We start from the raw sequence: 23,022 nt of genomic DNA on the forward strand, positions 1-23,022 counted from the left end.
GGTCTGCGCGTTGACGAGCTTGATGGTGCCGGTGTCGTCCACGATGACCATGGCGTCCGGTGCCGCCTCCAGCAGCCCCCGGAACCTTTCCTCAGCGGCCCGGGAACCGCTCGCCGTGGCGCCCGCGCCGCACTGGCACAACTCTTCCGCCACATCGGCGCAACCGGGTGGCACCACTTCGGCCAAGTCGCTCATGTCCATCCCCGATCGGCGGCTCACCATGAGTGGGCCATCCCATCGCAACTCCGGGCACTTCGCGCGGACATGTCGTCTAATGGTCGTACCGCGGCCGAACCTGCCCGCACGCGGTGCCGTCCGTGACAGCTCCGCTGCCGTGCGGGTGCGTCTCGGGGTGTGGAGGCGCCGGACGCGCGCGGCGGCAAGGGCGCCGGCGGCGTCAGGACGGCACGACGGCGACCGGGCACATCGCCTCCCGCACCAGGTCTCGTACGAGGTCCCTCGCGAGGTCCTGGGCCCCGGAGCCGTACCGGCGCCCCACCACGACCAGGGCCGTGTCGGCGCCGTGGTGCAGCAGGGCGTGGACCGGGGTCAACAGCAGCACGTCCTCGATCACGGGTACGTCCGGATACTTCGCGCGCCAGGGCCGCAGCGCGTCCGCCAGCAGCTGCACCTCGTGGTCCTCCCAGGCCGCCCGGTCCTCCTCCGGCACGCCGAAGGGCAGCTCGGCGGCGGTCGGCGGCAGCGTCCAGGCATGCACGGCCCGCAGCGCCACGCCCCGCAGCCGCGCACTGTCGAAGGCGAACCGGATCACCGCGGGCGCGGGCCGACGCGGGTCGACACCGAGAGCGACCTCGCCGGTTCGGGGGGCGGGGGCCAGGTCGTCCGGGACGAGCACGAGCGGGCAGGCACAGGTCCCGACGGCGTCGCCGTCCAGCGGGCTCGGGGCGTTGCCGCCGGGTCGGGTCGTGCGGTTGCTGTTCGGCGGGGTCGGGGTGTGGTCGTCGGGCTGTGTTGCGGGGCTGTTGTCCGGCCAGGCCATGTCCCGGCCCTCCGCGCGGCTCACGCCGAGGACCACCGTCGCCGCACCGTCCGGGTCGGGTGGTGAACCGTCGGTCAGTACCTGGAGGGGCAGGCCGCGCAGGCGTGCCTCCAGCCTGGCCCAGTCCGCCGCCGCTCTGCCGTCCGTCGCCGGGCCGGCACTCGCGAGCACCACTCGTTCCATGAACGTACGCCTCTCTGCCACGCGTCCTCGCCCCCCGCGGGAGCGAGCCCCCTCCAGCCCCCGACCCCCTGCTTTCCGGCCGGTGGGCCGGGCGTCGAGTCAGCCCGTCCGGTGGCCCCAGCGGGGGCCGATCCGGTCCCACTCGCGGTCCCACCCGTCCAGGCGCCGCCGGTCGAGCCGTCGGCGCGCCACCGTGCCGGCGGCGAGGGCGGCGCCGGCCAGGGCGCAGGCGGCGCCGGTGCCGGCCACTCCCGCTTCGACGGCCGCCTGCGTGCGGCCCGCCGGTTCGGGGACGAGCCCGCCGGTGTCGTCCTGCCGGACCCGGACCTCGGTCCCCGCCTTCAGGTCGCCGTCCACCCGGGCCTCCCCGGTGCGCACGGTGCCGTCCGGTGCCGTCCAGCGCGCCGAGGCCGGGCTCCGCTCCTCCGCCCGCCGGGACGCGGCGGCGCTCCCGGAGGCGTCGGCGAGAAGTACCGCCCGCACGGGATGCCGCTCGGCACGCTGCCGGGCGAACGCCGCCTCCGTGGCCTGGGCCGTCACCAGTCCGGCCACGGCACCGCCCAGCAGGACGACCGCCCACACGACCAGCACGGTCCAGGCCTCGACGACGTCGTCGTGCCGTCGCAACGGGTTGGTCCGCCACCGCCACAGCCGCTTCCTCGCGCACTGGCCGCCGCGCATGGGTCCGCCCTCCCCTTCGTCACCGTCGTCACCGTGCCGTCCTCACGTCCACCGTGACAGCCGGGGCGGCGGCGCGGCATGGGCCGACCAGGGGCCGCCGCGGGGCCGGTCGGGCTCCGGTCCGGGCGCCGGACAGGGGCCGTTCAGCCCTGGCACGGGAGGGGAACCGGAGGTGCCGGAGCGGGGGACAGATTCCGTCCGGTCGGTCATGGGGGCCGGTCGGCCCAAGCGCGATCCCCCAAAACCGGACAAGCTGGAAGAGCGCGGCAAAGCGGGCAAGGCTCCCGCGCGCGACGCAGGACCACGAGGAGGCTGAGAAGCGCATGAAAGGCTTTGTCTTCCACGGCCCCGGGCAGTCCGCCTGGGAGGAGGTTCCCGACCCCGCCCTCAAGGAACCCACCGACGTGATCGTGCGGGTCGACGCGGTCTCCATCTGCGGGACCGACCTGCACATCCTCAAGGGCGACGTCCCCGAGGTGCAGCCCGGCACCGTGCTCGGACACGAGGCCGTCGGCGAGATCGTCGAGGCCGGCGACGACGTACGGTCCGTACGTCCCGGAGAGCGGGTCCTGATCTCCTGCATCAGCGCCTGCGGACGCTGCCACTACTGCAGAGAGGGTGTCTACGGCCAGTGCCGGGACGGCGGCGGCTGGATCCTCGGGCACCTGACCGACGGCACCCAGGCCGAGTACGTGCGCGTCCCGTACGCCGACCTGTCCGTGCACCCGCTGCCCGCCACCGTGGACAACAGGGACGCGGTCCTGCTCGCGGACATCTTCCCGACCGCCTACGAGGTCGGCGTGCTCAACGGGCGGGTGTGCCCCGGCGACACCGTGGCCGTCGTCGGAGCCGGCCCCGTCGGACTCGCCGCGATCGCCACCGCCCGCCTGTTCGCGCCCGAGCGGATCATCGCCGTGGACCTCGCCCCGGCCCGGCTGGAGGCGGCCCGGCGGCTGGGCGCCAACGCCGTGGCGGACGTCGAGGAGGCTCCGGCGCAGCTGGTCGCCGACCTCACGGACGGGCTCGGCGCGGACGTGGTCATCGAGGCGGTCGGCACACCGGAGAGCTTCGAGCTGTGCACCGAGATGGTCCGGCCCGGCGGCCACGTGGCCAACGTCGGCGTGCACGGCAGGCCCGCCACCCTGCATCTCGAAGACCTGTGGAACAAGAACGTCACCATCACCACCGGCCTGGTCGACACCCGCTCCACGCCCACCCTGCTGCGCATGACCGCCGCCGGCCGGCTGCCCACCGAGCGCATGGTCACCCACACCTTCCCGCTCGACCGCATGGAAGAGGCGTACGACGTCTTCGAGAGGGCCGCGGAGACCGGCGCGCTCAAGGTGGTACTCGGCGGGGAGCAGCACGAAGTGGCCGTGCGGGCGGCTTGACGAGAGGACGTGACGTGCCATGGCCGAGCGGACTCGGGCACACCCCGAACAGACGCGGGCACACCCCGAACAGACTCGAACGCACAGGGGAGAGGGCGCCCCGCTGGGCGATCTGGGCCGCCGGCTGGCCACCCGGCGCTCCCAACTCGGCCTGACCCGGCGGGAGACGGCCACCCGCGCGGGCATGGCGCCCAGCTACCTCGCCTACCTGGAGGAGCACCCCGGCGCCGCGCCGGGCCCCGGCCCCCTGCTCCGGCTCGCCGAGGCGCTGGAGACGACCGTCAGCGAGCTCACCGGCGGCGAGATCGACCTGCCGCCCGGCCCCGCGGGCGCCGCCCGCACGCCGGAGTTCACGGAGCTGGAGCCGCCCGAGTGCCGGGCCCTGCTGGCGACGCACGGCGTCGGCCGGCTCGCGGTGTCCACGGAGTCGGGGCTCGTGATCGTGCCGGTCAACTACAGCGTGATCGAGGGTTCCGTCGTCTTCCGCACCGCGCTCGGCGCGACACCGGCGCTGGCGGCCGGTGCCCGGGTCGCGTTCGAGGTCGACCGCATCGACGACGCGTTCAGCCGCGGCTGGAGCGTGCTCGTGCGCGGGGACGCCCGCGCCGTGACCGACGCCGACGAGCAGCGGCTGCTCGCCTCGCAGGCGCACAGCACCCCGTGGGCGGGCGGCTGGCGCGATCTGTGGGTGCGCATCGGGCTCGACACCGTCACCGGCCGCCGGATCAGCCTCTGACGCGGGCCCTTCTCCGGCCCGAACGGGACCGATGGCCCTCGTCGCGGGGCCCCCGCCGCCGGAGGATGGAGGAGCCAGTGCCGCTGTACCCGGCGAGAGACGAGACGGCTGATGTACCCCAACGATGGTTTCCGTGAGCTGGACCGGGAGGAGTGCCTGCGCCTGCTGGCGCAGGCGCCCCTCGGCCGCATCGTGCACACGCGTCACGCCCTGCCCGCCGTGCTTCCGGTGAACTTCGGCCTGGACGAGGACGGCGCGGTGCTGCTGCGCACGTCGGCGGCCTCGGAGCTGGTGCGGGCGATCGACGGCGCGGTGGTCGCGTTCGAGGCCGACCAGGTCGACGCCGTCGCACAGTCCGGCTGGAGCGTCGTCGTCACCGGGCCCGCCACCGTCGTGACCGACCCCGCCGAGCACGAGCGGCTGGTGCGCAGCGGTCCGCGCTCCTGGGTGCCCGCGCCGCATGAGGTCTTCGTCCGCATCGAGCCCGATCTGGTCACCGGCCGGGAGCTGGTCGGCGGCCGCACCGTGTACGGCGTCGACCTGCGCACCTGACCCTGACCACCGAACGACCCCCGAACGGCCCCGCCACAAGGGGCCGTTCGGCGTGTCCGGGGGGCTTTCGGCACCTCGGCCCGCCGCCGGCGGACGACGAACATCGTCCGCGTGGGCGCCGTCCCGGCCCGCCCCGGCCGGGATGCCGCTCCCGTGCGGTGCGGACGCCGACAGGAGGGACACGGGACATGACTGCCGATCACGTGGTCGTCGGAGTGGACGGCTCAGTGGTCTCCGTACAGGCCCTGGACTGGGCCGCCGAGGAGGCGGCCCGGCGTGGTGCCGGGCTGCGTGTGCTGTACGCCGTGCCGGACCGCGACGAGGCCGCACCGGTGCTCGGCTCGGCCGCGGCGCGGGTGTGCGCCCGGCATCCGGGGCTGCCGGTGGAGAGCGTGGCGGCGGAGGGCGGCGCCGTGCGGGCGCTGGCCCGCGCGAGCGAACGGGCCGCCCTGACCGTCGTGGGCACCAGGGGCCTCGGGCGGCTGTCCGGTGCGGTGTTCGGCTCGGTCGGCCGTCGGCTCGCCGCACACGCGCGGGGCCCGCCGGCCGTGGTGCGCGGCGACCACCCGTGCGGCGGCGGGGCGGCGCGGGACGTACTGCTCGGTCCGGAGGGCGACACGGGCGGCCGGGCGGCCGCGTACGCCTTCCAGGAGGCCGAGCGGCGTGGTGGCCGGCTGTGTGTCCTGCACCCCGTCACGCGCCTCGTCCTGGCCCGGCTGCGGGAACAGCATCCGTACGTCGCGCTGGAGTCCCGGGCGGTCCCCGTCCGCCCGCCGAACGCGCTCCTGGACGCGACCGGCGCGGCCGCGGTCGTGGTCATCGGCTCCCGGCGGCCCGCCGGACGCTCCGGTCGACGGCCGGGCCCGGTCGCCCGGTCCCTGCTGCACCGCGCGCGCTGCCCGGTGGTCGTCGTGCCGGCCGCGTGAACGCGGTGGGTGAGCCGCTCTCAGTCGTCCCCGGGGCAGTCGTCGGGCCCGGTCTCGGGGCCGTCGTCGGCCGTGAGCAGGACGCCGGTGACCAGGTCGGGGCGGATGCGCACCGCCAGGTCCGTCTGGTCGATCCAGGGGCGCAACAGCGCCTGGTAGCGGGCGAGTTCCTCCGGGTCGGTGACCAACTGCGCGAAGCCCGTCACCACCACGCTCCAGCCCAGGTGCGTGTCCGGGTCGATGACGTCGGCCTCGTACGCGACGACCACCCCCGGGCCGTCGGAGCGCCGGGTGTGCGAGGTCAGGGCCGCGCCCTCGTGGGTGCGGACGACGATGTCGCCGCCGTCCAGGACGTGGTTGACCGGGCGGACGGTGGGCAGCGCCTGCCGGGTGAACACGATCCTGCCGAGGGACACGCTGCCCAGCAGGCGGAGGGCCTCGGCACTGTCGAGGTCGATTCTGCGGCGCGGGCCTGGTCCGGCCGGTCGTTCGTCGTCGCGGGCCATGGGGGGAATCCGTACGGGTGTGACGGGTGTGTCGCTCACTGCTCTCGGTCTCCGGCCGGTACTCCGGGGTGGTCGTGTCGCACGCCGCCGGGTGCGGCCTCGGACGCTTCGATCAGACCATTGGAGCCGCGGCGGCCCGCTCGGCGCCAGGGCCGTTCGGCCCCGACTCGCGTCCGGCCGGTCCCGTGCCCGGTGTCCGGGCGGACGGGCTTCGTGCCGGGCCACGGCGGTCCGGTGTCGTACCGGGGCACGGACGCAGGACGGAGCGACACCGCGGGGGATCGGTGCCGCTCCTGACTCCACTGTCCCGCGATCCCGTCCCGGATCCAAGGGCCGATCGGTTCTCGCGCCAGTCCGGACGGCCCCGACCGGCCGAATCGGGGCGGTGTGCCGGTGGCTCCGGCGCCGACGGCGACGGGCGCACGGGCTGGCCGGGGGACGGCCGGCGCCGCGCGGCCGGGACGGGCGGGGCGGCCGCTCGGTTGGCCGGTTCGCCCGCCGCTCGTGGGCCGGATCACCTGGTGATCGACCGGTCGTGTCACCGGCCGCCCGGCGGGCCGTGTCACCTCCTGTCGCCGCCCCCGGTCCGTTCCAGCGCGGCCCGACCTGCCTCCAGCCGGGCCACCGGGACCCGGAACGGCGAGCAGGAGACGTAGTCCAGGCCGGCCGAGTGGAAGAAGTGCACCGAGTCGGGGTCGCCGCCGTGCTCGCCGCAGACGCCGATCTTCAGGTCCGGGCGGGCCGCACGGCCCTCGTCCACGGCGATACGGACCAGCCGGCCGACGCCGTCGCGGTCGATCGTCTCGAACGGGGAGATGGCGAAGACACCCTTGTCGAGATAGGCGGAGAAGAACTCCGCCTCGACGTCGTCCCGGGAGAAACCCCAGGTGGTCTGGGTCAGGTCGTTCGTACCGAAGGAGAAGAACTCCGCTTCCTGGGCGATCCGCCCCGCCGTGAGCGCCGCCCGCGGCAGCTCGATCATGGTGCCGACCGGACAGGGCAGCGGCACACCCGTCTCCGTGGAGACCTCCGCCAGCACCCGCTCGACCTCCGCGCGCTCGATCCGCAGCTCCTCGACGGCGCCGACCAGCGGCACCATGATCTCCGCCCGCGGGGAGCCCCCGGCCCGCACGCGCGCCACGACCGCCTCGGCGATCGCCCGGACCTGCATCGCGACCAGCCCCGGCACCACCAGCCCCAGCCGCACGCCCCGCAGGCCGAGCATCGGGTTCTCCTCGTGCATGCGGCCCACGGCCTCCAGGAGCTCGGTGTCCCGCAGGGACGGCAGCTCGCCGCGGGCCTCGGTGGCGGCGACGCGGACGGCGAGCTCGGTGTGGTCGGGCAGGAACTCGTGCAGCGGCGGGTCCAGCAGCCGGACGGTGACCGGCAGGCCGTCCATCGCCGCCAGGATCCCGGTGAAGTCCTCCCGCTGGAGCGGCAGCAGCGCCGCCAGCGCCCGGTCCCGCTCGCCGTCCGTGCGGGCCAGGATCATCTCCTCGACCAGGTGCCGCCGCTCGCCCAGGAACATGTGCTCGGTGCGGCACAGCCCGACACCCTGGGCCCCGAACCGGCGGGCGCGCGCCGCGTCCGCGGGCGTGTCGGCGTTGGCCCGCACCTCCAGCCGCCGTACCGCGTCGGCCTGTTCGAGGGCGCGGGCGACCGCGGCGACGACGCCCGCCGACTGCTCGCCGGTCTCCAGGTACCGCATGACCGCCGACGGAACGAGCGGTGCCGCCCCCGGGTACACGGCGCCGGTGGAGCCGTCCACCGAGATGACCGTGCCCTCCTGGACGACGGTGCCGTCCCGGGTGGCGAAGCAGCGGGTCTCGGTGTGCACGGTGAGTTCCTCCGCGCCGCACACGCAGACCCTGCCCATGCCGCGGGCGACGACGGCCGCGTGGCTGGTCTTGCCGCCCCGGCTGGTCAGCACCGCCTGCGCGGCCACCATGCCGGGCAGGTCGTCGGGCGTCGTCTCCTGCCGTACGAGGACGACCCGCTCCCCGGCGGCGGCGCGCCGTACGGCCTCCGCGGAGTCGAACACCGCCGCGCCGACGGCCGCCCCCGGTGAGGCCGGGATGCCGTGGGCGAGCGCGGCACCGGTCACCGAGGTGTCGAAGCGCGGGAACATCAGCCGCGCGAGCCCCTGCCCGCCGACCCGGATCAGGGCCTCGTCGGGCGTGATGAGCCCCTCCTCGGCCAGCTCCGCGGCGATGGCGAAGGCGGCCTCGGCGGTGCGCTTGCCGACCCGGGTCTGCAGCATCCACAGCCGCCCGCGCTCGATCGTGAACTCGATGTCGCACAGGTCCCGGTAGTGCCGCTCCAGGGTGAGCATGTGGTCGCGCAGCTGCCGGTACGACGGCGGGTCCAGCCGTTCCAGCTCGGCCAGCGGCACGGTGTTGCGGATGCCGGACACGACGTCCTCGCCCTGCGCGTCGGCCAGATAGTCGCCGTACAGGCCCGGCCGCCCGGTGGCCGGATCGCGGGTGAAGGCGACACCGCTGCCGGAGTCGGCGCCGAGGTTGCCGAACACCATGCGCTGCACGGTGACCGCCGTGCCCAGGTCGTCGGGGATGCCCTCGCGCCGCCGGTACAGGCGGGCGCGAGCGCCGTTCCAGGAGCGGAACACCGCGAGGACCGCCCGGCGCAGCTGCTCGGCGGGGGACTGCGGGAACTCCTCGCCCGTCCCGTCGAGGACCAGGTCCTTGTACGTGTCCGTCAGCCCGGCCAGGTCGCTCGCGTCCAGGTGCAGGTCGTCCGAGGCGCCGCGGGCCTCCTTCAGGCGCGTCATGGCCTCCTCGAACCGGGACGCGTCGACGCCCATGACCGTACTGCCGAACATCTGGACGAGCCGGCGGTACGAGTCCCAGGCGAAGCGCTCGCTGCCGGACGCCTTGGCCAGGCCCAGGACGGAGTCGTCGGTCAGGCCGACGTCCAGGACCGTCTCCATCATGCCGGGCATGGAGAACCGGGCGCCGGAGCGGACGGACAGCAGCAGCGGATCGTCCGGTGCCCCCAGCAGACGCCCGGCGGAGTCCTCCAGCGCGGACAGGTGCCGGGCGACCTCCTGCGCCATGCCCTCCGGCTCGGCACCGGTGGCCAGGAAGGCCCGGCAGGCCTCGGTGGTGACGGTGAACCCGGGCGGGACGGGCAGCCCCAGCCGGGTCATCTCGGCCAGGTTCGCGCCCTTGCCGCCGAGCAGGTCGGCCATGTCACGGCCGCCTTCCGCGAAGTCGTACACGTAACGGGCCATGGCGTCGGTCTCCTCGGTCCGGGGACTCGTTCCGCCTCCAGTGTCGAACGGGTGGGCCCGGCAGGTCAGATCCTGCGCGATCCGGTACCGTCCCTCCGCCCCGGCCATTACGGTGGCACATGACCGGACCGGTCGGATTCTGTGAAGATCCGTGTAGAGGGGACCTGGAGGAGCGCGGGTGGGAAGCCCCGAGGAGGCGCGTGTACGACTGCCGCAACTGAGGCTGGACGAGCTGCTGGAAGAGCTGCAGGCCCGGCTGGACGCGGCCCGCGGCACGCGGGACCGGGTGCACAGCCTGCTGGAGGCGGTGCTCTCGGTCGGCCGGGAACTGGACCTGGAACAGGCCCTGCACAGCATCGTGGAGGCCGCCGCCGCCCTGGTCGACGCCGAGTACGCCGCCCTCGGCGTGATCGGCCCCGACGGCAGACGGCTGTCGGCCTTCCACACGGTCGGCGTCGGCGAGGAACAGATCGCCGCGATCGGCCCGTTCCCGGAGGGCCACGGCATCCTGGGGGAGCTGATCCGGCACCCGGAGCCGCTGTGCCTGGCGAAGATCTCGGAGCACCCGGCCTCGTACGGCTTCCCGCCGCACCACCCGCCCATGAACACGTTCCTGGGCGTCCCGATCCGGGTGCGCGACCAGGTGTTCGGCAACCTGTACCTGACCGAGAAGCGCGGCGGCGGCGAGTTCGACGAGGAGGACGTCTCGGTCACGCTGACCCTGGCCGTGGCGGCCGGTGTCGCGATCGACAACGCCCGGCTGTACGCCGAGTCCCGGCTGCGCGAGCGCTGGCTGCGGGCCAACGCGGAGATCACCCACAGCCTGATGTCCGGGGCCGGCCACGCCGAGGTGCTCGGACTGATCGCCGAGCGCGCCAGGGAGATCACCGGCGCCGCCCTGGCCGTCGTCGCGATGCCCATGGCCGAGGACACAGGCCCGCTCAGTGTGGAACTGGCTCTCGGACAGGGCGCGGACGCCCTGCGCGGCCTGGTGCTGCCCGAGGACGGCAGCCTGGTCGGTGAGGCGTTCGCCCGCGCCGCCGCCGTCACCTGCGAGGACGTCACTGACGACGAACGCTTCGCGGCCGGCCTGCCGCAGCTCACCGGGCTCGGCCCCGCCGTGGCCGTACCCATCGGGACGGTCGGCGGAGGCGTGCGCGGCGTGGTCCTGCTGGTCCACGAGACCGGGCACACCCCGTTCACCGACAAGGAGACCGAGCCCCTTCAGGTCTTCGCGGCGCAGGCGGCCATCGCGATGGAGCTGGCCGAACGCCGCCGGGACGCGGAGGAGATCGCGGTGCTCAAGGACCGCGACCGGATCGCCCGGGACCTGCACGACCTGGCGATCCAGCGGCTGTTCGCCACCGGCATGACGCTGCAGAGCGCGGGCCGCTTCATCGAGCACCCCGAGGCGGGCGAGCGGGTGCTGCGGGCGGTGGACGACCTGGACGAGACCATCAAGATCATCCGGTCGACGATCTTCGGCCTGCGGGCCCGCGAGGGCACCGCCGGGACCGGCCTGCGGGCCCGCGTCGTCCGCGTGGCGGGCGAGGCGGCGCCGGTGCTGGGCTTCGCCCCCAGCGTGCGGATGGAGGGCCTGCTCGACACCGACGTGCCGCGCGAGATCGCCGACCACGTCGTCGCCGTCCTGTCCGAGGCCCTCACCAACGTCGCCCGGCACGCCCGCGCCGGCCGTGCCGACGTGGCCCTCGCCACCGACGGCCATGAGCTGAGACTGTCGGTCACCGACAACGGCGCGGGCATCCCGCCCGACGGTCGCCGCAGCGGACTGCGCAACATGGCAGAGCGCGCACAACAGCTCGGCGGCGAGCTGACGTTGGAGACGCCCGACGAGGGCGGAACCGCGCTGGTCTGGCGTGTGCCGCTGCCCGAGCGGGAGGCCCCCGGCGCCGTCTTCGAGGCGTAGGCTCGGCAGCGCGCACCGGTCTGGACCGTTCGGCCCATGCGATCACCGGACTCTTGACCGAGCCTGGAAGTGTCGGACGCAGGGACCTGAGCCCCCCCGGAGGTCGCCATGCACGACACCAGGTACCGCGACACGCGGTACATCGTGAGCGATGTGATGACCCACACCGTCGTGGCGCTGCGCCCAGGAGCGGCCTTCAAGGACATCGTGAAGACCATGCGGCAGTGGGACATCAGTGCCCTGCCCGTGGTGGACGACGATCAACGGGTCGTCGGTGTCGTCTCCGAGGCGGACCTGCTGCGCAAGGAAGAGGTCTCCGACGGCGGTCTCGACGCCTACGTCGACCCGCTGCGCCGGCCCGACCTCGCCAAGGCCGCCGCCGTGAGCGCGGGGGAGCTGATGACCACCCCGCCCGTCACGGTGCCACCGGACGCCACCCTCGCCCAGGCGGCACGCACGATGGCCCGCGGCGGGGTGAAGCGGCTGCCGGTGGTCGACGGCGACGGTGTGCTGAAGGGCATCGTCAGCCGGTCCGACCTGCTCAAGGTCTTCCTGCGGGACGACCGGGGCATCGCCGAGGAGATCCGCCGCGAGGTCGTCGCCCACCTGTTCGACGGGCCGTACGACGCGGTCGAGGTCGAGGTGCGCGACGGCGTCGTGACCCTGACCGGCCGCATCCGCGACACCGCGCTCGTGCCCGTCGCCGTACGGCTGGTGCGCACCGTCGAGGGAGTGGTGGACGTGGACTGCGCGCTCGCCGGACCGCGCCGCCAGCCCAACCTCGACCCGGACCTTCCGCAGACCGAAGGAGCCCGGCCGGCCTGACCCACCCGGACGGCCGGCGACGCGGGAAGGAGGCGACGGCCGATGGCGAGAACACGCCGAACCAAGCGAACGAAGCGAACGAAGACGGCCGGGCCAGGGCCGCGGCGATGGGCCTGGCGCTGGCGCAGCAACCCGCTGCGGCGCCGCAGCGACGCCGTCGAGGCCTGGATCGTGCTCGGCACCTGGCTGTTCACCGTGCTGGGCGCGGTGTTCGCCGGCGTGCTGGCGGCGGCGGTGGTGGACCACACCCTCGCCGAGCGCCGCGCGCAGGTGCACGCCGTCTCCGCCGTGCTCACCCGGTCCGCGGCGGACTCCGTGCCCGCGGCGAGCGGATACGACGACGGCCGAGTGTGGGCGACCGTGCGCTGGACCGACAAGGACGGCTCCGTGCACCAGGACCGGGTGAAGGTCGTCCCGGGTGTCGACAAGGGCAGCCGGATCACCGTGTGGGCGGACCGCGCGGACCGCGCCGTCTCCAAGCCGCTCACCCCGGCGGAATCCATGCTCCAGGCGGCCGTCACCGGTGTCCTCGTGGCGCCGGTCGCCGCGGTCACGGTGTGGGCGGCGGGCCGGCTGGTGTGCGGGCGCCTGATGCGCCGGCGCCTCGCCGAGTGGGACGAGGAGTGGAAGCGGATCGGCCCGCAGTGGCGCAACCTCAGCGGAGGAAGAGGGTGACCCACGGCCGGGGAACGACGTCATGACCATCAGGGTCCGGGGCCCGGAGGAGAAGACGGGTACCAGGACCAGTCCGGTGCGGCACGCCTGAACGGCGGTTCGGGCCGACGCGCACCCGTGTGCGCGGCCGGGGTTTCCCGGCCGCGCACACCGATGTCCGGCCTCGCCCACCGTGTCCCGTCCGCGCCCACCGCCGTCCGCGGCGCGGCGGTCCTCGTCGGTCACCCCACGCGCGCGACGGCGAGGTGGCAGTCGACGTTCACCACGCCTTCCACGCTCCGCACCAGACGGACGGCCAGCGGGATCCGCGCGACGTCCGGGACCCGTCCGGTGAGGGTCACCACGCCTCTGGCCACCGCGACCCGTACGGGTTCGACCGGAGCCGGGAAGAGCACGTCGACGACGTCGCGCCGGACCTCCTCGGCGATCTCGTCGTCCGGCCGCAGGAACACCTTGAGCAGGTCGCCCCGGCTGACGAGCCCTTCGAGGGCCCCCTCGGAGTCGACCACGGGCAGCCGCTTGACGTGGCACAGGGCCATGATCCGGGCGGCCTCGGCGAGGGTGGCCTCGGCGTGCACGGTGACGGCCGGCGAGGTCATCAGCTCCTCCGCGGTCAGCGCACCCGCCTTGGCCAGGTCCGCCGACCGCAGCCGCTGCGTGAGCCGGTCCGGGTCGCTGTCCCGGAACTCCTCCTTGGGCAGCAGGTCCGCCTCGGAGACCACACCGATCACCCGGCGCTCGCCCTCCAGCACCGGAACGGCGCTGATCCTCCACCGCCCCATGAGGCGGACGAGGTCCTTGAACGCGGCCTCGCGTCCCACGGTGACGACGTTGCGTGTCATCACGTCGCTCACGATGTGCGGGCTGCCGTACAGGGTGTCCTCCTCGGAGAAGTCCGGTGCGCTCGACGGTGACTCCCAGCCTCCGGCCGGCGGGCACCGGGCACCACAGGCCGCTCGGTCCCGACAAGGGGTCGTTCGGCCCTGTGGCGGACGGTGCGGAGCGCGTACGGCAACGGCGGGGCCGTGGGCGCCCACGGCACGGCGCGACGGGCCGGGCGGCGCGTACGGCGCGGCACGACAGGGCGGGAAGGATGCCATCCGCTTCTCGCGGATCCTGATTGCGCGGTGCGCGGCCGCCGGCCGCTTCCCCGCGTCCGAAGCTGTCCTTCCCGCCACCTCCAGCACACCACGCCGACCGGCGCGGCGCCAGGGCCGACCGGACCCCAAGTCGAAGAGCTCCGCCGGCGGCCGTGCCCGGCACGGTCGTACCCGCCCTGGCGTCGACGCCCGGCAGAGGAGGCCATCGTGACGGCCTGGACCTGGGAGTACGAGGGATACGAGCCGGCGGACGAACGCCTCAGGGAGTCGCTGTGCAGCCTGGGCAACGGCTATGTCGCCACCCGCGGCGCGCTGCCCGAGTGCGCCGCGGACGACGTGCACTATCCGGGCACCTATGTGGCCGGCTGCTACAACCGGCTCACCTCTGATGTGGCGGGACGCCGCGTCGAGAACGAGGACATGGTGAACCTGCCGAACTGGCTGCCGCTGCGTTTCCGCCTCGCCGGGCGGGAGTGGCTCACCCCGGACACCGCGCCGGTGCTCGACCACAGGCAGACGCTGATCGACGCTCAGCGGCCTCGTCCACGGTTGGATCCGGACCCGGGCCCGACGCGCTCGGGCGTGGGAGTTCTGCCAGGAGGCCCTGCGGGGCGACATCGCCGACGTCCAGGGCGGCACCACCGGTGAGGGCATCCACCTGGGCGCCATGGCGGGCACCCTCGACCTGGCCCAGCGCGGACTGACCGGGCTGGAGACCAGACAGGGGGCGCTGTGGCTCGATCCCGCGCCGCTGCCCGAACTCTCGTCGTTCGGGTTCTCCCTGCGCTACCGCGGGCACTGGGGCGTACGACTGCGGTGGGAGCACGGGCTGCTGGAGGTGACGGTGCCGCCGTCCGACCGTTCACCGATCGAGCTCCGGCTGCCGGACCGCACGCTCCACGTCCGGCCGGGCGGGACGTCCCGGCTGCGGCTCGGGGACCCGGCGCCACCCGGCGCGTGACGCGAACCGCTCGGTCAGGCCTCTATCGGGCCGGTCAGCTGGACTATGTCGTCCGAGGCCACGTCGTGCAGCCGGACGGCGAGGTCCTCCAGGGCGCGGCTGGCGGCGAGTTCGTCACCGATCTCGGGGATCGGCCGGTCCAGCGGATTGCGCCGGGCGTGGCCCCGGCCGGTGACGGTCGCCGTGTCGCGGGTGGTCAGCACGGCACGCGCCTGCGTGTCGTCGCCGTCCTCGGTGATGAAGATCTGCACGGTCCACTGCTTGGCATCCACCGTGGTCACCTCCGTAGGCGAAACCCCCCACCTACCAGGCTGCGCCCGCGCGCGGGGCCCGGTCCAGAGCCGACCGGCCTTTTCCGGCGCCGGGCACCGGCGACATTTCCGGCCTCCGCGGCGGAGCGGCAGGCCGTAGGCTCCGAGGCATGCGGATCTCCGTCTCCTCGGACATGGATGAACCCGTGGCGCGCTTCCTCGTCGGGGAACTGCGGCGCCGCGGCCACGAGGTGCGCACGTACGGCGCGCTCGAACCCGGGGCCGACCCGCAGTGGGCGGCCTGCTCCGAGGCGGCGGCCCGTGACGTGCCCGCCGGGGCGGCGGACCTGGCCGTCGTCTGCTGCTGGACCGGCACGGGTGCCTCGATCGCCGCGAACAAGGTGCCGGGCGTACGGGCGGCGCTGTGCGCGGACGCGTACACGGCGGGCGGCGCCCGCCGCTGGAACGACGCCAACGTGCTCGCCCTCAGCCTGCGGCTGACCTCCGAGCCCGTCCTCAAGGAGATCCTCGACGCCTGGTTCGCGGCCGAGCCCAGCGCGGACACCGAGGACCGCGCGAACGTGGCCCACGTCGGACGTCTCGACGCCCGCTGACGGGCCTTCGGCGGCGCGGGGCACCGGCGGTGTTCAGTGGGCGGTGTTCAGTGAGCGCCGATTCCGCCGCCGCCGAACGAGCCGCTCGTGCCCTTGCTCCAGCGCGGGCGGTCCTGCGACGTGCTGGGTTTGGTGCCGAAGTTGCCCACGTCGTATGGGGTGAGCGGGCGTTCGCCCTTGGGGATCAACGGAATCTCGTCGGGTTCCCGGTTCTCACGGATCTCGTGCACCGCGCCCTCCGGCGGCAGCTTCGGCTGCTCCTCGGGGCGGGGCCGGAGCGACTCGTTGTACTTCACCCGGGAGGTCATCCAGTAACCCCCGGCGAGCACGGCCAGTACGGCGACGGCCACCACGAAGAAGAAGAGACCCATCAACCCGCCGCTCGCCGCGGCCAGCTGTATCGATTCGGTACTCATAGGACAGGAATACCCTACTCAGAACGGGGCGAACCGGACACTTTGTGTGACCGGGCGTCGACGCTGGGCCACCGGGGAAGAGGCGGCGTTTGGCCGCGGCGACCCCGGTTACTCGCCCGGTGTGACGCCGACGACGACTTCCCAGCAGGAGCTGTACCGGTTCCTGGAGGACCGTTTCGCGTGCGCACAGGCATGTACGGAGTGCGCCCGGGCGTGCGCGCTGCGCGCGAGCCTGATGGACCCGGGCGAGGTCGACGGGCAGGAAGGGGTGCGGCGGCACGCCATCATGTGCGCCGAGGTGTGCGACGCGACCTGCCGCGTGCTGTCCGAGCAGAACTGCCAGGACGAGGCCGGCATCCGCATCCAGCTGGAGTGGTGCCGCACGGTCTGCGTCGAATGCGCGCACGCCTGCGACGGACACTCCGGCGCCGAGGAGGCCGCCGCGGTGTGCCGGGCGTGCGCCAGGGCCTGCACGGACTTCATCGGGATCCTGCGCTGACGTACCGCCCCGCCGCCATTCCCAATTTCTGGAACACGTTCTACGGTGTGCGCCGTCAGGACCGGCCATCGGGAGCCTGGAGGCGCCGTGCATCTCGACCACACGCCCGAGCAGCAGCGGCTGCGCACCGAACTGCGCGCCTACTTCGCGGACCTGGTACCGGACAACGCCTACGCCCGCTACGCCGACCCGGCGGTGCAGAAGCGCTTCTACCGCGACACCGTCCGGCGGCTCGGCACCGACGGCTGGCTCGGCGTGGGCTGGCCGAAGGAGTACGGCGGACGCGGCCTGACCCCCATGGAGCAGTTCATCTTCTTCGACGAGGCCGCGCAGGCCGGCGTACCGCTGCCGCTGATGGCGCTCAACACGGTCGGCCCGACGCTCATGCGGTTCGGCACCGACGAGCAGAAGGCGTACTTCCTGCCGCGCGTCCTCTCCGGCGAGATCGACTTCGCGATCGGCTACAGCGAGCCCGACGCCGGTACCGACCTCGCCGCGCTGAAGACCCGGGCCGTACGCGACGGCGACGAGTACGTCGTCAACGGGCAGAAGATCTGGACGACCAACGGCGACACGGCGGACTGGGTGTGGCTCGCGGTGCGCACCGACCCCGCGGCGCCCCCGCACAAGGGCATCACCATGCTCCTCGTGCCGACCTCCGACCCCGGCTACTCCTGCACCGTCATCAACACCCTCGCCTCGCACGACACGACGGCCAGCTACTACGAGAACATCCGCGTCCCCGTCTCCCGCCGGGTCGGCGCCGAGAACCAGGGCTGGCGGCTGATCACCAACCAGCTCAACCACGAGCGCGTCACCCTCGCCGCCCACGGCACCATGGCGATCCGCGCTCTGCACGACGTCCAGCGCTGGGCGATGGAGACCAAGCTGGCCGACGGCCGCCGGGTCGTCGACCTGCCCTGGGTGCGCCGCCGCCTCGCCCAGACCCACACCAAACTCGACGCGATGAAGCTCCTCAACTGGCAGATGGTCACCGCCGTCCAGGACGGCACCCTCACCCCGCACGACGCCTCCGCGGTCAAGGTCTACGGCTCCGAGGCCCGCCGCGAGGCCTACGCCTGGCTGATGGAGATCGTCGCCGCCGCCGGCCCGCTCCGGGAGGGCTCGGCGGGCGCCGTCCTGCACGGCGAGCTGGAACGCGGCTACCGCTCCGCGGTGATCTTCACCTTCGGCGGCGGCAACAACGAGATCCAGCGCGAGATCATCTCGTGGATCGGCCTGGGGATGCCGCGGGTACGGCGCTAGCCTGCGGGTATGCCTGCGGCCATGGGTGACCACCACATATCTGACCCCGGGCTGTTCGGACCGTCCTCGGTCACCTGGCAGATGCACGGCGACCCGATGATGTGGGTCGCCGGGATCCGGGCGCTCTACCTCCAGGCGCTGCACCCGCGCGCGGTGCGCGGTGTGCTGCAGAACTCCGACTTCCGGCGGGACGCCTGGGGCCGGCTGCTGCGCACCGCGAACTTCGTCGGTACGGCGACGTACGGCACGACCGAGGCCGCCGAACGGGCCGGTGCCCGGGTACGGAAGATCCACAGCATGCTCCGGGCGACGGATCCGGACACGGGGGAGCGGTACGGCGTCGACGAACCCGAGCTGCTGCTGTGGGTGCACTGCGCCGAGATCGACTCCTATCTGCACGTGATGCGCCGCTCGGGCTTCGCGCTCACCGACGCGCAGGCCGACCGGTACATCGCCGAACACCGGGTCAGCGCCCGCCTGGTGGGCCTCGATCCCGACGCCGTGCCCGGCGGCCGGGAGGAGATGGCCGACTACTTCGACACGGTGCGCCCGCAACTGGCCGCGGGAGACGAGGCACGCGCGGTGGACGACTTTCTGCTCCGTCCGCCGACGCACCCCCTGCTGGTCCCGGCGCGTGAGGTGCTGTGGCGGCGTGTGGCGCAGCTGGCGTACGCCTCTCTGCCGCCGTACGCCCACGAGCTGTACGGCAGACCGGCCCCCGCACCCGCCACGGTCACCCGGCGACTGCGTGCCACCGGCACCGTCCTGCGCGGTGTTCCCGCACGTCTGCGCTGGCAACTCCCGCCCAAACACATCCTGCGCGCCATGGACCGACTCGGCCCGGGTGCACGCCCGGCACCGTACAAAGTCGGGCGATAGGCCGCCATACTGGACGAGCAGGGGGGTGTGTCACGGATCGGGCCGACCCGGCGCGGCCGCGCCTGAAGCATCCCCCGGGGGCGGGGCGGACGGCGACGGGGGCGACGGCGCGCGATGGCGGACACCAGGCTGATCCAGGGCCGGTACCGGCTGCTCGACCTGATCGGGCGGGGCGGAATGGGCGAGGTGTGGCGGGCCCGCGACGAGTCCCTCGGGCGGCACGTCGCCGTGAAGTGCCTCAAGCCGCTGGGCCCGCAGCACGACCAGGCCTTCACCCGCGTGCTGCGCGAGCGGTTCCGGCGCGAGGCCCGGGTGGCCGCCGCGCTCTCCCACCGCGGGGTCACCGTCGTCCACGACTTCGGCGAGTACGAGGGCGTCCTCTACCTCGTCATGGAGCTCCTGGAGGGCCGCAACCTCTGTCAGCTGCTGGAGGACAACAAGCATCACCCGCTGCCCGTGCCGGACGTCGTCGACATCGCCGAGCAGGTCGCCGCCGCCCTCGGCTACACCCACCAGCAGGGCATCGTGCACCGGGACCTGAAGCCGGCGAACATCATGCGGCTGACCGACGGCACGGTGAAGATCTGCGACTTCGGCATCGCCCGGCTCGGCCACGACATCGGCTTCACCTCCCGGCTGACCGGCACCGGCATCGCCATGGGCACCCCGCACTACATGTCGCCGGAGCAGATCAGCGGCGGCGAGGTCGACCGGCGCAGCGACCTGTACTCGCTGGGCTGCGTGCTGTACGAGATCGCCACCGGGGTACCGCCGTTCGACCTGGACGACGCCTGGGCCATCCTCGTCGGCCACCGCGACACCCCGCCCCGCCCGCCGCGCGGCCACCGCGCCGAGCTCCCCGAGTACCTGGAGCGGATCATCCTCGACCTGCTGGCCAAACGGCCGGAGCAACGCCCCGACGACGCGCGCGAGGTGGGCCGCCGGATCACGGCCGGCCGGACGGCCCCCACGTACGTGCCGACCGTCGTGACGCCCCAGCCGCGCCTCGTGCCGCCCGAGCCCGCCGCCCGCGAGGTGCGGCTGCCGTCCTGGACCCGGGGCATGACCACCGGCCACAAGGCCACCGGCGCCGGGCTGCGCACCACCCCGCCGGACGCGGCGGCCGGACTGACCGCCGAGTGGACGTCCCGCCCGGCCGGCGGCCCCGCCCCGGTGCCGGTACGTTCCGGCCCGTCGCCGCAGGCCGTCACCGCGCTCGCCGGCCGGCACGACGCGGCCCTCGCGCTGGGGCGGCTCGGCCGCTGGGCCGAGGCGGGCGAGGCGCACCGCGCGGTCGCCGCCGACCGCGCCCGGCTGCTCGGCGCCGACCACCCCGACACCCTCGCCAGCCGCCACGAGCTCGCCTTCACGCTCAGCCGCACCGGCCGGGCCGCCGACGCCCTGCGCGAGTACACCGAGGTCGCCGCGGCCAGAGAGCGGGCGCTGGGCGCCGACCACCCCGACACGCTGGCCGCCCGCCAGGAAACGGCCTTCGTGCTCGGCCAGTTGGGCCGGCACTTCGACGCCCATCAGGCCTACACCGCGGTGCTGGCCGCCCGGGAACGCGCCATGGGCCCCGACCACCCCGACACCCTGCGCTGCCGCCACAACCTCGCCTTCAACCTCAGCAGGCTCGGCCGCTTGGACGAGTCGTACCGCATGGCCCGCGAGGTGGCCGTCGCCCGCGCCCGGGTGCTCGGCGCCAACCACCCCGACACCCTGGTCACCCGGTACGAAGTCGCCTACTCGCTCGGTCAGTTGGGCCGCTGGGAGGAGGCTCTGCGCGGCTACCGCGAGGTTGCCGAGGCCCGTGCCCAGGCCCTCGGCCCGGACCACGCCGACACGCTCGCCGCCCGCTACGAGGTCGGCATCAGCCTCGGCCGTCTGGGCCGCAGCGCCGAGGCGCTCACGCTCTACCGCCAACTGGCAGACGACCGCACCCGGGTGCACGGCCCGGCCCACCCAGAGACCCTGCGCGCCCGGCACGGCCTCGGCGTCAACCTCGGCCGGCTCGGCCGCTGGGAGGAGGCCCTCGCCGAGTCGCGCGACGTGTGCGCCATCCGCGGCCGGATCCTGGGCCCCGACCACCCCGACACCCTGGTCAGCCGGCGGGAGGTCGCGGTGAGCCTCGGCTGGCTCGGCCGCTGGCCGGACGCGCTCGCCGAGTACCGCCGCGTCGCCACCGCCCGTGAGCGCGTGCTCGGCGCCGACCACCCCGACACCCTCGCCAGTCGCAACGACGAGGCCCACTGCCTGGAACAGCTCGGCCGCGGCGCCGAGGCCGACGAGCTGTACCGCAGGGTGGCGGTACTGCGCCGGCAGCGGGCGTCCGGCGGCCGGTGAGACACCCGTCCCGACGGGCGCATCACGCGTCCTGACCCGCTTCCCCTGCACGACGTCCGGACTGCCTCTGGCATGTGCCCGAGGTATTTCGCCTGATTGGCGGTGCCCAGAGCCGTGCCCGGCCTGAGAGCGTGGCGCCTGTCCCGGTGGAGTCAGCCCCGGTGACCGGCCACTCGGCCACCGGTGAGATCCCTCCCCCACACACAGGCGTCGCCCGCGCCGGTTTCCCCTCTTCGGCCCCGCGACCGCCCGCACAGCACCAGGAGTCAAACGTGCGTGTCATGATCCAGATGCGTCCCGCGCCCGATGTGGTCGAGGCCGTCATCGATCCCTCCGTCAGAACCACCGCCGCCGACGTCGCCGGCCCGATCCCCGGCGTCGCGCTGGACCCGGACTACGAGCCCGTGCCGGTGCCCCGGCCCCAGCTCGCCGCGCCGGGCGGCGACCCGCTGTCCCTGGAGTCCATGACCTTCTCCATGACCCCGGAGCGGGCCACCGTCCTCGTGCGCGGCGAGATCCAGGACTACGACGTGGCCAGCCGCTACGCGATGCTCGGCCTCGCCCGCCCGGACATCGTCGCCATCTCCTCCGACCCGGTCATCGAGTCCATGCCGACCTGCGGCGGCGACGGCCCGGTGGGGGACTGGCACGACGTCCAGAACAAGCTGACCGACCACCTGAAGTCGGAGGGCATGGACGGCGAGGGCGTCGCCCTGGCCATCCTCGACACGGGCATCAACGTCGCCCACGTGTCCGAGGTGCTCGGCCAGCCGGTCACCGTCGACGAGAGCCGCAGCTGGAAGCCCTCCGGGGTCACCGGCAACTTCGGCCAGTTCCCGGTGGCCCACGGCTCGATGTGCGCCTTCGACACCCGGATCACCGCCCCGCGGGCCACGCTCCTCGACCTGCCCGTCCTGCTGTCGACGAAGCCCGTCATCCTCGGGCTGCTCTCCGACGCCGTCGCGGCCTTCGCGCACCTGCGCAACGTGCTGGACGCGATGCCGCAGGAACAACGCGCGCTCGTGGTCAGCAACAGCTGGGGCTCCTTCAAGCCCAGCTGGGACTTCCCGCCCGGTCACCCCGGTAACTACTCGGACAACCCCGCGCACCCCTTCAACCTGTCCGTCAGCGCCCTCGAACAGGCCGGGGCGGACATCCTGTTCGCGGCCGGCAACTGCGGCCGGGAGTGCCCCGACGGCCGCTGCGGCTTCCCCGACCGTCCCATCAACGGGGCCAACTCGCACCCCCGCGTCCTGTCCGTGGGCGGCGTCGACACGCGGGGCGCCCGGGTCGGCTACTCCTCCCAGGGCCCCGGACGGCTCAGCCGGCGCAAGCCGGACATCTGCACGTACACCCACTTCGCCGGATCCAAGGCGTTCGGCCCGAACGAGCCGGACTCCGGCACCTCGGCGGCCACCCCCGTCGCGGCCGGTGTCGTGGCCGCGATCCGCTCCCAGCTGCCGGTCGCCGAACTCTCCCCGGCCGAGATGCGCACGCTGCTCCGCCGAACGGCCGACGACCTCGGAATGGCCGGTTTCGACTTCGACTACGGCTACGGCACGATCGACACGGCGGCCATCGTCGAGGCGGTGCGCCGGCGCAGGAAGAACGGCCGTCATCACTGAGGAGCAGCCATGACCCAGGGTCCCGTCGTCCTCGTCACGGTGACGCTGCCGGCCGGGGCGACGCTCGGCGACGCCCTGCGCCGGTACGACCTCACCCCTGACCAGGTCGACCAGGAGTACGGACTCGTGTCCGTGGATCCGGCCCAGAGTCTGTACGCCCTGCTGGTCACCGCCGACGCCGCCGAGCGCATCACGGGCACTCCCGGCACCCCCGGCGCGGCGGGCCCGTACGCCAATCCGAGCATCGAGCCGTACGGCCCGCCGCAGCCGGGACCCGCCCGCGGCGACGACGCGGGGTGACCGACCCGCCCGGGGGGCCGGGCGGCCAGGGGCGGGGCCCCCGGCGCACCGGGGGCTCGGCCGCGCGGGTCAGACCGGGGTTCCCACAAACATTGCGGCACCCCTGGGGCAACGGT

Annotated in this window: 22 protein-coding genes and 2 pseudogenes; 16 read left to right on the plus strand and 8 right to left on the minus strand. The window is 74.0% G+C overall.

Going from position 1 to position 23,022, the window contains the following annotated elements; translation table 11 throughout:
* The 3 genes from ACWGKT_RS36425 to ACWGKT_RS36435 all read right to left on the minus strand — a co-directional run.
* Positions 1-195, minus strand: a 195-nt coding sequence (locus ACWGKT_RS36425) for a PAS domain-containing protein (protein WP_453277005.1), incomplete at its 3' end; no start/stop codon positions are given.
* A 202-nt stretch (positions 196-397) separates the two neighbouring features.
* On the minus strand, positions 398-1,183 hold the full coding sequence (locus ACWGKT_RS36430; RefSeq protein WP_453277006.1) for a universal stress protein: 786 nt from the start codon (positions 1,181-1,183) through the stop codon (positions 398-400).
* 99 nt (positions 1,184-1,282) lie between these two features.
* On the minus strand, positions 1,283-1,864 hold the full coding sequence (locus ACWGKT_RS36435) for an Rv1733c family protein (protein WP_453277007.1): 582 nt from the start codon (positions 1,862-1,864) through the stop codon (positions 1,283-1,285).
* 323 nt (positions 1,865-2,187) lie between these two features.
* On the opposite strand from ACWGKT_RS36435, the gene ACWGKT_RS36440 reads away from it, so the two are divergent.
* From ACWGKT_RS36440 to ACWGKT_RS36455, 4 genes are all read left to right on the plus strand, one after another.
* Positions 2,188-3,255 carry a zinc-dependent alcohol dehydrogenase family protein gene (locus tag ACWGKT_RS36440; RefSeq protein ID WP_453277008.1) on the plus strand — a complete coding sequence of 356 codons (1,068 nt, stop codon included), beginning with the start codon at positions 2,188-2,190 and terminating at the stop codon, positions 3,253-3,255.
* Positions 3,256-3,274: 19 nt separating this feature from the next.
* Positions 3,275-3,991, plus strand: a complete 717-nt coding sequence (locus ACWGKT_RS36445) for a helix-turn-helix domain-containing protein (RefSeq protein WP_453277009.1) — start codon at positions 3,275-3,277, stop codon at positions 3,989-3,991.
* Positions 3,992-4,102: 111 nt separating this feature from the next.
* Positions 4,103-4,543 (plus strand): pyridoxamine 5'-phosphate oxidase family protein, encoded by a 441-nt coding sequence (locus ACWGKT_RS36450; RefSeq protein WP_453277010.1) that lies wholly within the window; start codon positions 4,103-4,105, stop codon positions 4,541-4,543.
* A gap of 188 nt (positions 4,544-4,731) precedes the next feature.
* Entirely contained in the window at positions 4,732-5,469 is a 738-nt protein-coding gene (locus ACWGKT_RS36455; protein ID WP_453277011.1) for a universal stress protein, read from the plus strand.
* Between the two features lie 20 nt (positions 5,470-5,489).
* Here ACWGKT_RS36455 and ACWGKT_RS36460 read toward each other — a convergent pair whose 3' ends face one another.
* Together ACWGKT_RS36460 and ppdK are read right to left on the minus strand one after the other, a co-directional pair.
* Positions 5,490-5,975: a pyridoxamine 5'-phosphate oxidase family protein gene (locus ACWGKT_RS36460; protein ID WP_453277012.1), complete on the minus strand. Its 486-nt coding sequence runs from the start codon at positions 5,973-5,975 to the stop codon at positions 5,490-5,492.
* Between the two features lie 562 nt (positions 5,976-6,537).
* Entirely contained in the window at positions 6,538-9,225 is a 2,688-nt protein-coding gene (gene ppdK / locus ACWGKT_RS36465) for a pyruvate, phosphate dikinase (protein WP_453277013.1), read from the minus strand.
* 178 nt (positions 9,226-9,403) lie between these two features.
* Here ppdK and ACWGKT_RS36470 point away from each other — a divergent pair, with 178 nt between their 5' ends.
* From ACWGKT_RS36470 to ACWGKT_RS36480, 3 genes are all read left to right on the plus strand, one after another.
* Positions 9,404-11,152 (plus strand): GAF domain-containing protein, encoded by a 1,749-nt coding sequence (locus ACWGKT_RS36470; RefSeq protein ID WP_453277014.1) that lies wholly within the window; start codon positions 9,404-9,406, stop codon positions 11,150-11,152.
* 108 nt (positions 11,153-11,260) lie between these two features.
* Entirely contained in the window at positions 11,261-11,977 is a 717-nt protein-coding gene (locus ACWGKT_RS36475; protein ID WP_453277015.1) for a CBS domain-containing protein, read from the plus strand.
* Positions 11,978-12,019: 42 nt separating this feature from the next.
* Positions 12,020-12,652 carry an Rv1733c family protein gene (locus tag ACWGKT_RS36480; protein ID WP_356148392.1) on the plus strand — a complete coding sequence of 211 codons (633 nt, stop codon included), beginning with the start codon at positions 12,020-12,022 and terminating at the stop codon, positions 12,650-12,652.
* Between the two features lie 221 nt (positions 12,653-12,873).
* Here ACWGKT_RS36480 and ACWGKT_RS36485 read toward each other — a convergent pair whose 3' ends face one another.
* Positions 12,874-13,494 (minus strand): CBS domain-containing protein, encoded by a 621-nt coding sequence (locus ACWGKT_RS36485; RefSeq protein WP_453277023.1) that lies wholly within the window; start codon positions 13,492-13,494, stop codon positions 12,874-12,876.
* A 465-nt stretch (positions 13,495-13,959) separates the two neighbouring features.
* Between ACWGKT_RS36485 and ACWGKT_RS36490 the strand changes: the two are divergent.
* Positions 13,960-14,262 (plus strand): annotated as a pseudogene (locus tag ACWGKT_RS36490) (glycoside hydrolase family 65 protein); the annotation flags it as partial.
* A gap of 13 nt (positions 14,263-14,275) precedes the next feature.
* Positions 14,276-14,713 (plus strand): annotated as a pseudogene (locus ACWGKT_RS36495) (glycosyl hydrolase family 65 protein); the annotation flags it as partial.
* Positions 14,714-14,727: 14 nt separating this feature from the next.
* Here ACWGKT_RS36495 and ACWGKT_RS36500 read toward each other — a convergent pair.
* Entirely contained in the window at positions 14,728-14,985 is a 258-nt protein-coding gene (locus tag ACWGKT_RS36500) for a DUF1876 domain-containing protein (protein WP_374293440.1), read from the minus strand.
* Positions 14,986-15,134: 149 nt separating this feature from the next.
* Between ACWGKT_RS36500 and ACWGKT_RS36505 the strand changes: the two genes are divergently transcribed.
* Positions 15,135-15,578 carry an RpiB/LacA/LacB family sugar-phosphate isomerase gene (locus ACWGKT_RS36505; protein WP_453277016.1) on the plus strand — a complete coding sequence of 148 codons (444 nt, stop codon included), beginning with the start codon at positions 15,135-15,137 and terminating at the stop codon, positions 15,576-15,578.
* Between the two features lie 47 nt (positions 15,579-15,625).
* On the opposite strand, the gene ACWGKT_RS36510 is transcribed toward ACWGKT_RS36505, so the two are convergent.
* Positions 15,626-15,994, minus strand: coding sequence for a DUF6479 family protein (locus tag ACWGKT_RS36510; RefSeq protein ID WP_356148402.1), 369 nt, complete (start codon positions 15,992-15,994; stop codon positions 15,626-15,628).
* A gap of 121 nt (positions 15,995-16,115) precedes the next feature.
* Between ACWGKT_RS36510 and ACWGKT_RS36515 the strand changes: the two genes are divergently transcribed.
* From ACWGKT_RS36515 to ACWGKT_RS36540, 6 genes are all read left to right on the plus strand, one after another.
* Positions 16,116-16,493, plus strand: a complete 378-nt coding sequence (locus ACWGKT_RS36515; protein ID WP_453277024.1) for a ferredoxin — start codon at positions 16,116-16,118, stop codon at positions 16,491-16,493.
* Positions 16,494-16,580: 87 nt separating this feature from the next.
* Complete coding sequence (locus ACWGKT_RS36520) at positions 16,581-17,759, plus strand: acyl-CoA dehydrogenase family protein (protein ID WP_453277017.1); 1,179 nt, start codon at positions 16,581-16,583, stop codon at positions 17,757-17,759.
* 9 nt (positions 17,760-17,768) lie between these two features.
* Positions 17,769-18,638: an oxygenase MpaB family protein gene (locus ACWGKT_RS36525; protein WP_453277018.1), complete on the plus strand. Its 870-nt coding sequence runs from the start codon at positions 17,769-17,771 to the stop codon at positions 18,636-18,638.
* Positions 18,639-18,752: 114 nt separating this feature from the next.
* The gene (locus ACWGKT_RS36530) at positions 18,753-20,981 is read left to right on the plus strand and encodes a tetratricopeptide repeat protein (protein ID WP_453277019.1); all 2,229 of its coding nucleotides are present in this window, start codon (positions 18,753-18,755) and stop codon (positions 20,979-20,981) included.
* 281 nt (positions 20,982-21,262) lie between these two features.
* Positions 21,263-22,606 (plus strand): S8 family serine peptidase, encoded by a 1,344-nt coding sequence (locus ACWGKT_RS36535; protein WP_453277025.1) that lies wholly within the window; start codon positions 21,263-21,265, stop codon positions 22,604-22,606.
* A gap of 9 nt (positions 22,607-22,615) precedes the next feature.
* Positions 22,616-22,906 (plus strand): hypothetical protein, encoded by a 291-nt coding sequence (locus ACWGKT_RS36540; RefSeq protein WP_453277020.1) that lies wholly within the window; start codon positions 22,616-22,618, stop codon positions 22,904-22,906.
* The last annotated feature ends 116 nt before the right edge of the window (positions 22,907-23,022 follow it).

The organism is Streptomyces sp. NPDC054794, from assembly GCF_053611585.1.

Coding starts and splice junctions, on each gene's coding strand:
- ACWGKT_RS36530 (WP_453277019.1), top strand. CDS start 18,753: ATGGCGGACACCAGGCTGATCCAGGGCCGGTACCGGCTGCTCGACCTG.
- ACWGKT_RS36440 (WP_453277008.1), top strand. CDS start 2,188: ATGAAAGGCTTTGTCTTCCACGGCCCCGGGCAGTCCGCCTGGGAGGAG.
- ACWGKT_RS36505 (WP_453277016.1), top strand. CDS start 15,135: ATGCGGATCTCCGTCTCCTCGGACATGGATGAACCCGTGGCGCGCTTC.
- ACWGKT_RS36435 (WP_453277007.1), bottom strand. CDS start 1,864: ATGCGCGGCGGCCAGTGCGCGAGGAAGCGGCTGTGGCGGTGGCGGACC.
- ACWGKT_RS36535 (WP_453277025.1), top strand. CDS start 21,263: ATGATCCAGATGCGTCCCGCGCCCGATGTGGTCGAGGCCGTCATCGAT.
- ppdK (WP_453277013.1), bottom strand. CDS start 9,225: ATGGCCCGTTACGTGTACGACTTCGCGGAAGGCGGCCGTGACATGGCC.
- ACWGKT_RS36485 (WP_453277023.1), bottom strand. CDS start 13,494: ATGACACGCAACGTCGTCACCGTGGGACGCGAGGCCGCGTTCAAGGAC.
- ACWGKT_RS36525 (WP_453277018.1), top strand. CDS start 17,769: ATGCCTGCGGCCATGGGTGACCACCACATATCTGACCCCGGGCTGTTC.
- ACWGKT_RS36445 (WP_453277009.1), top strand. CDS start 3,275: ATGGCCGAGCGGACTCGGGCACACCCCGAACAGACGCGGGCACACCCC.
- ACWGKT_RS36540 (WP_453277020.1), top strand. CDS start 22,616: ATGACCCAGGGTCCCGTCGTCCTCGTCACGGTGACGCTGCCGGCCGGG.
- ACWGKT_RS36450 (WP_453277010.1), top strand. CDS start 4,103: ATGTACCCCAACGATGGTTTCCGTGAGCTGGACCGGGAGGAGTGCCTG.
- ACWGKT_RS36480 (WP_356148392.1), top strand. CDS start 12,020: ATGGCGAGAACACGCCGAACCAAGCGAACGAAGCGAACGAAGACGGCC.
- ACWGKT_RS36430 (WP_453277006.1), bottom strand. CDS start 1,183: ATGGAACGAGTGGTGCTCGCGAGTGCCGGCCCGGCGACGGACGGCAGA.
- ACWGKT_RS36455 (WP_453277011.1), top strand. CDS start 4,732: ATGACTGCCGATCACGTGGTCGTCGGAGTGGACGGCTCAGTGGTCTCC.
- ACWGKT_RS36460 (WP_453277012.1), bottom strand. CDS start 5,975: ATGGCCCGCGACGACGAACGACCGGCCGGACCAGGCCCGCGCCGCAGA.
- ACWGKT_RS36510 (WP_356148402.1), bottom strand. CDS start 15,994: ATGAGTACCGAATCGATACAGCTGGCCGCGGCGAGCGGCGGGTTGATG.
- ACWGKT_RS36475 (WP_453277015.1), top strand. CDS start 11,261: ATGCACGACACCAGGTACCGCGACACGCGGTACATCGTGAGCGATGTG.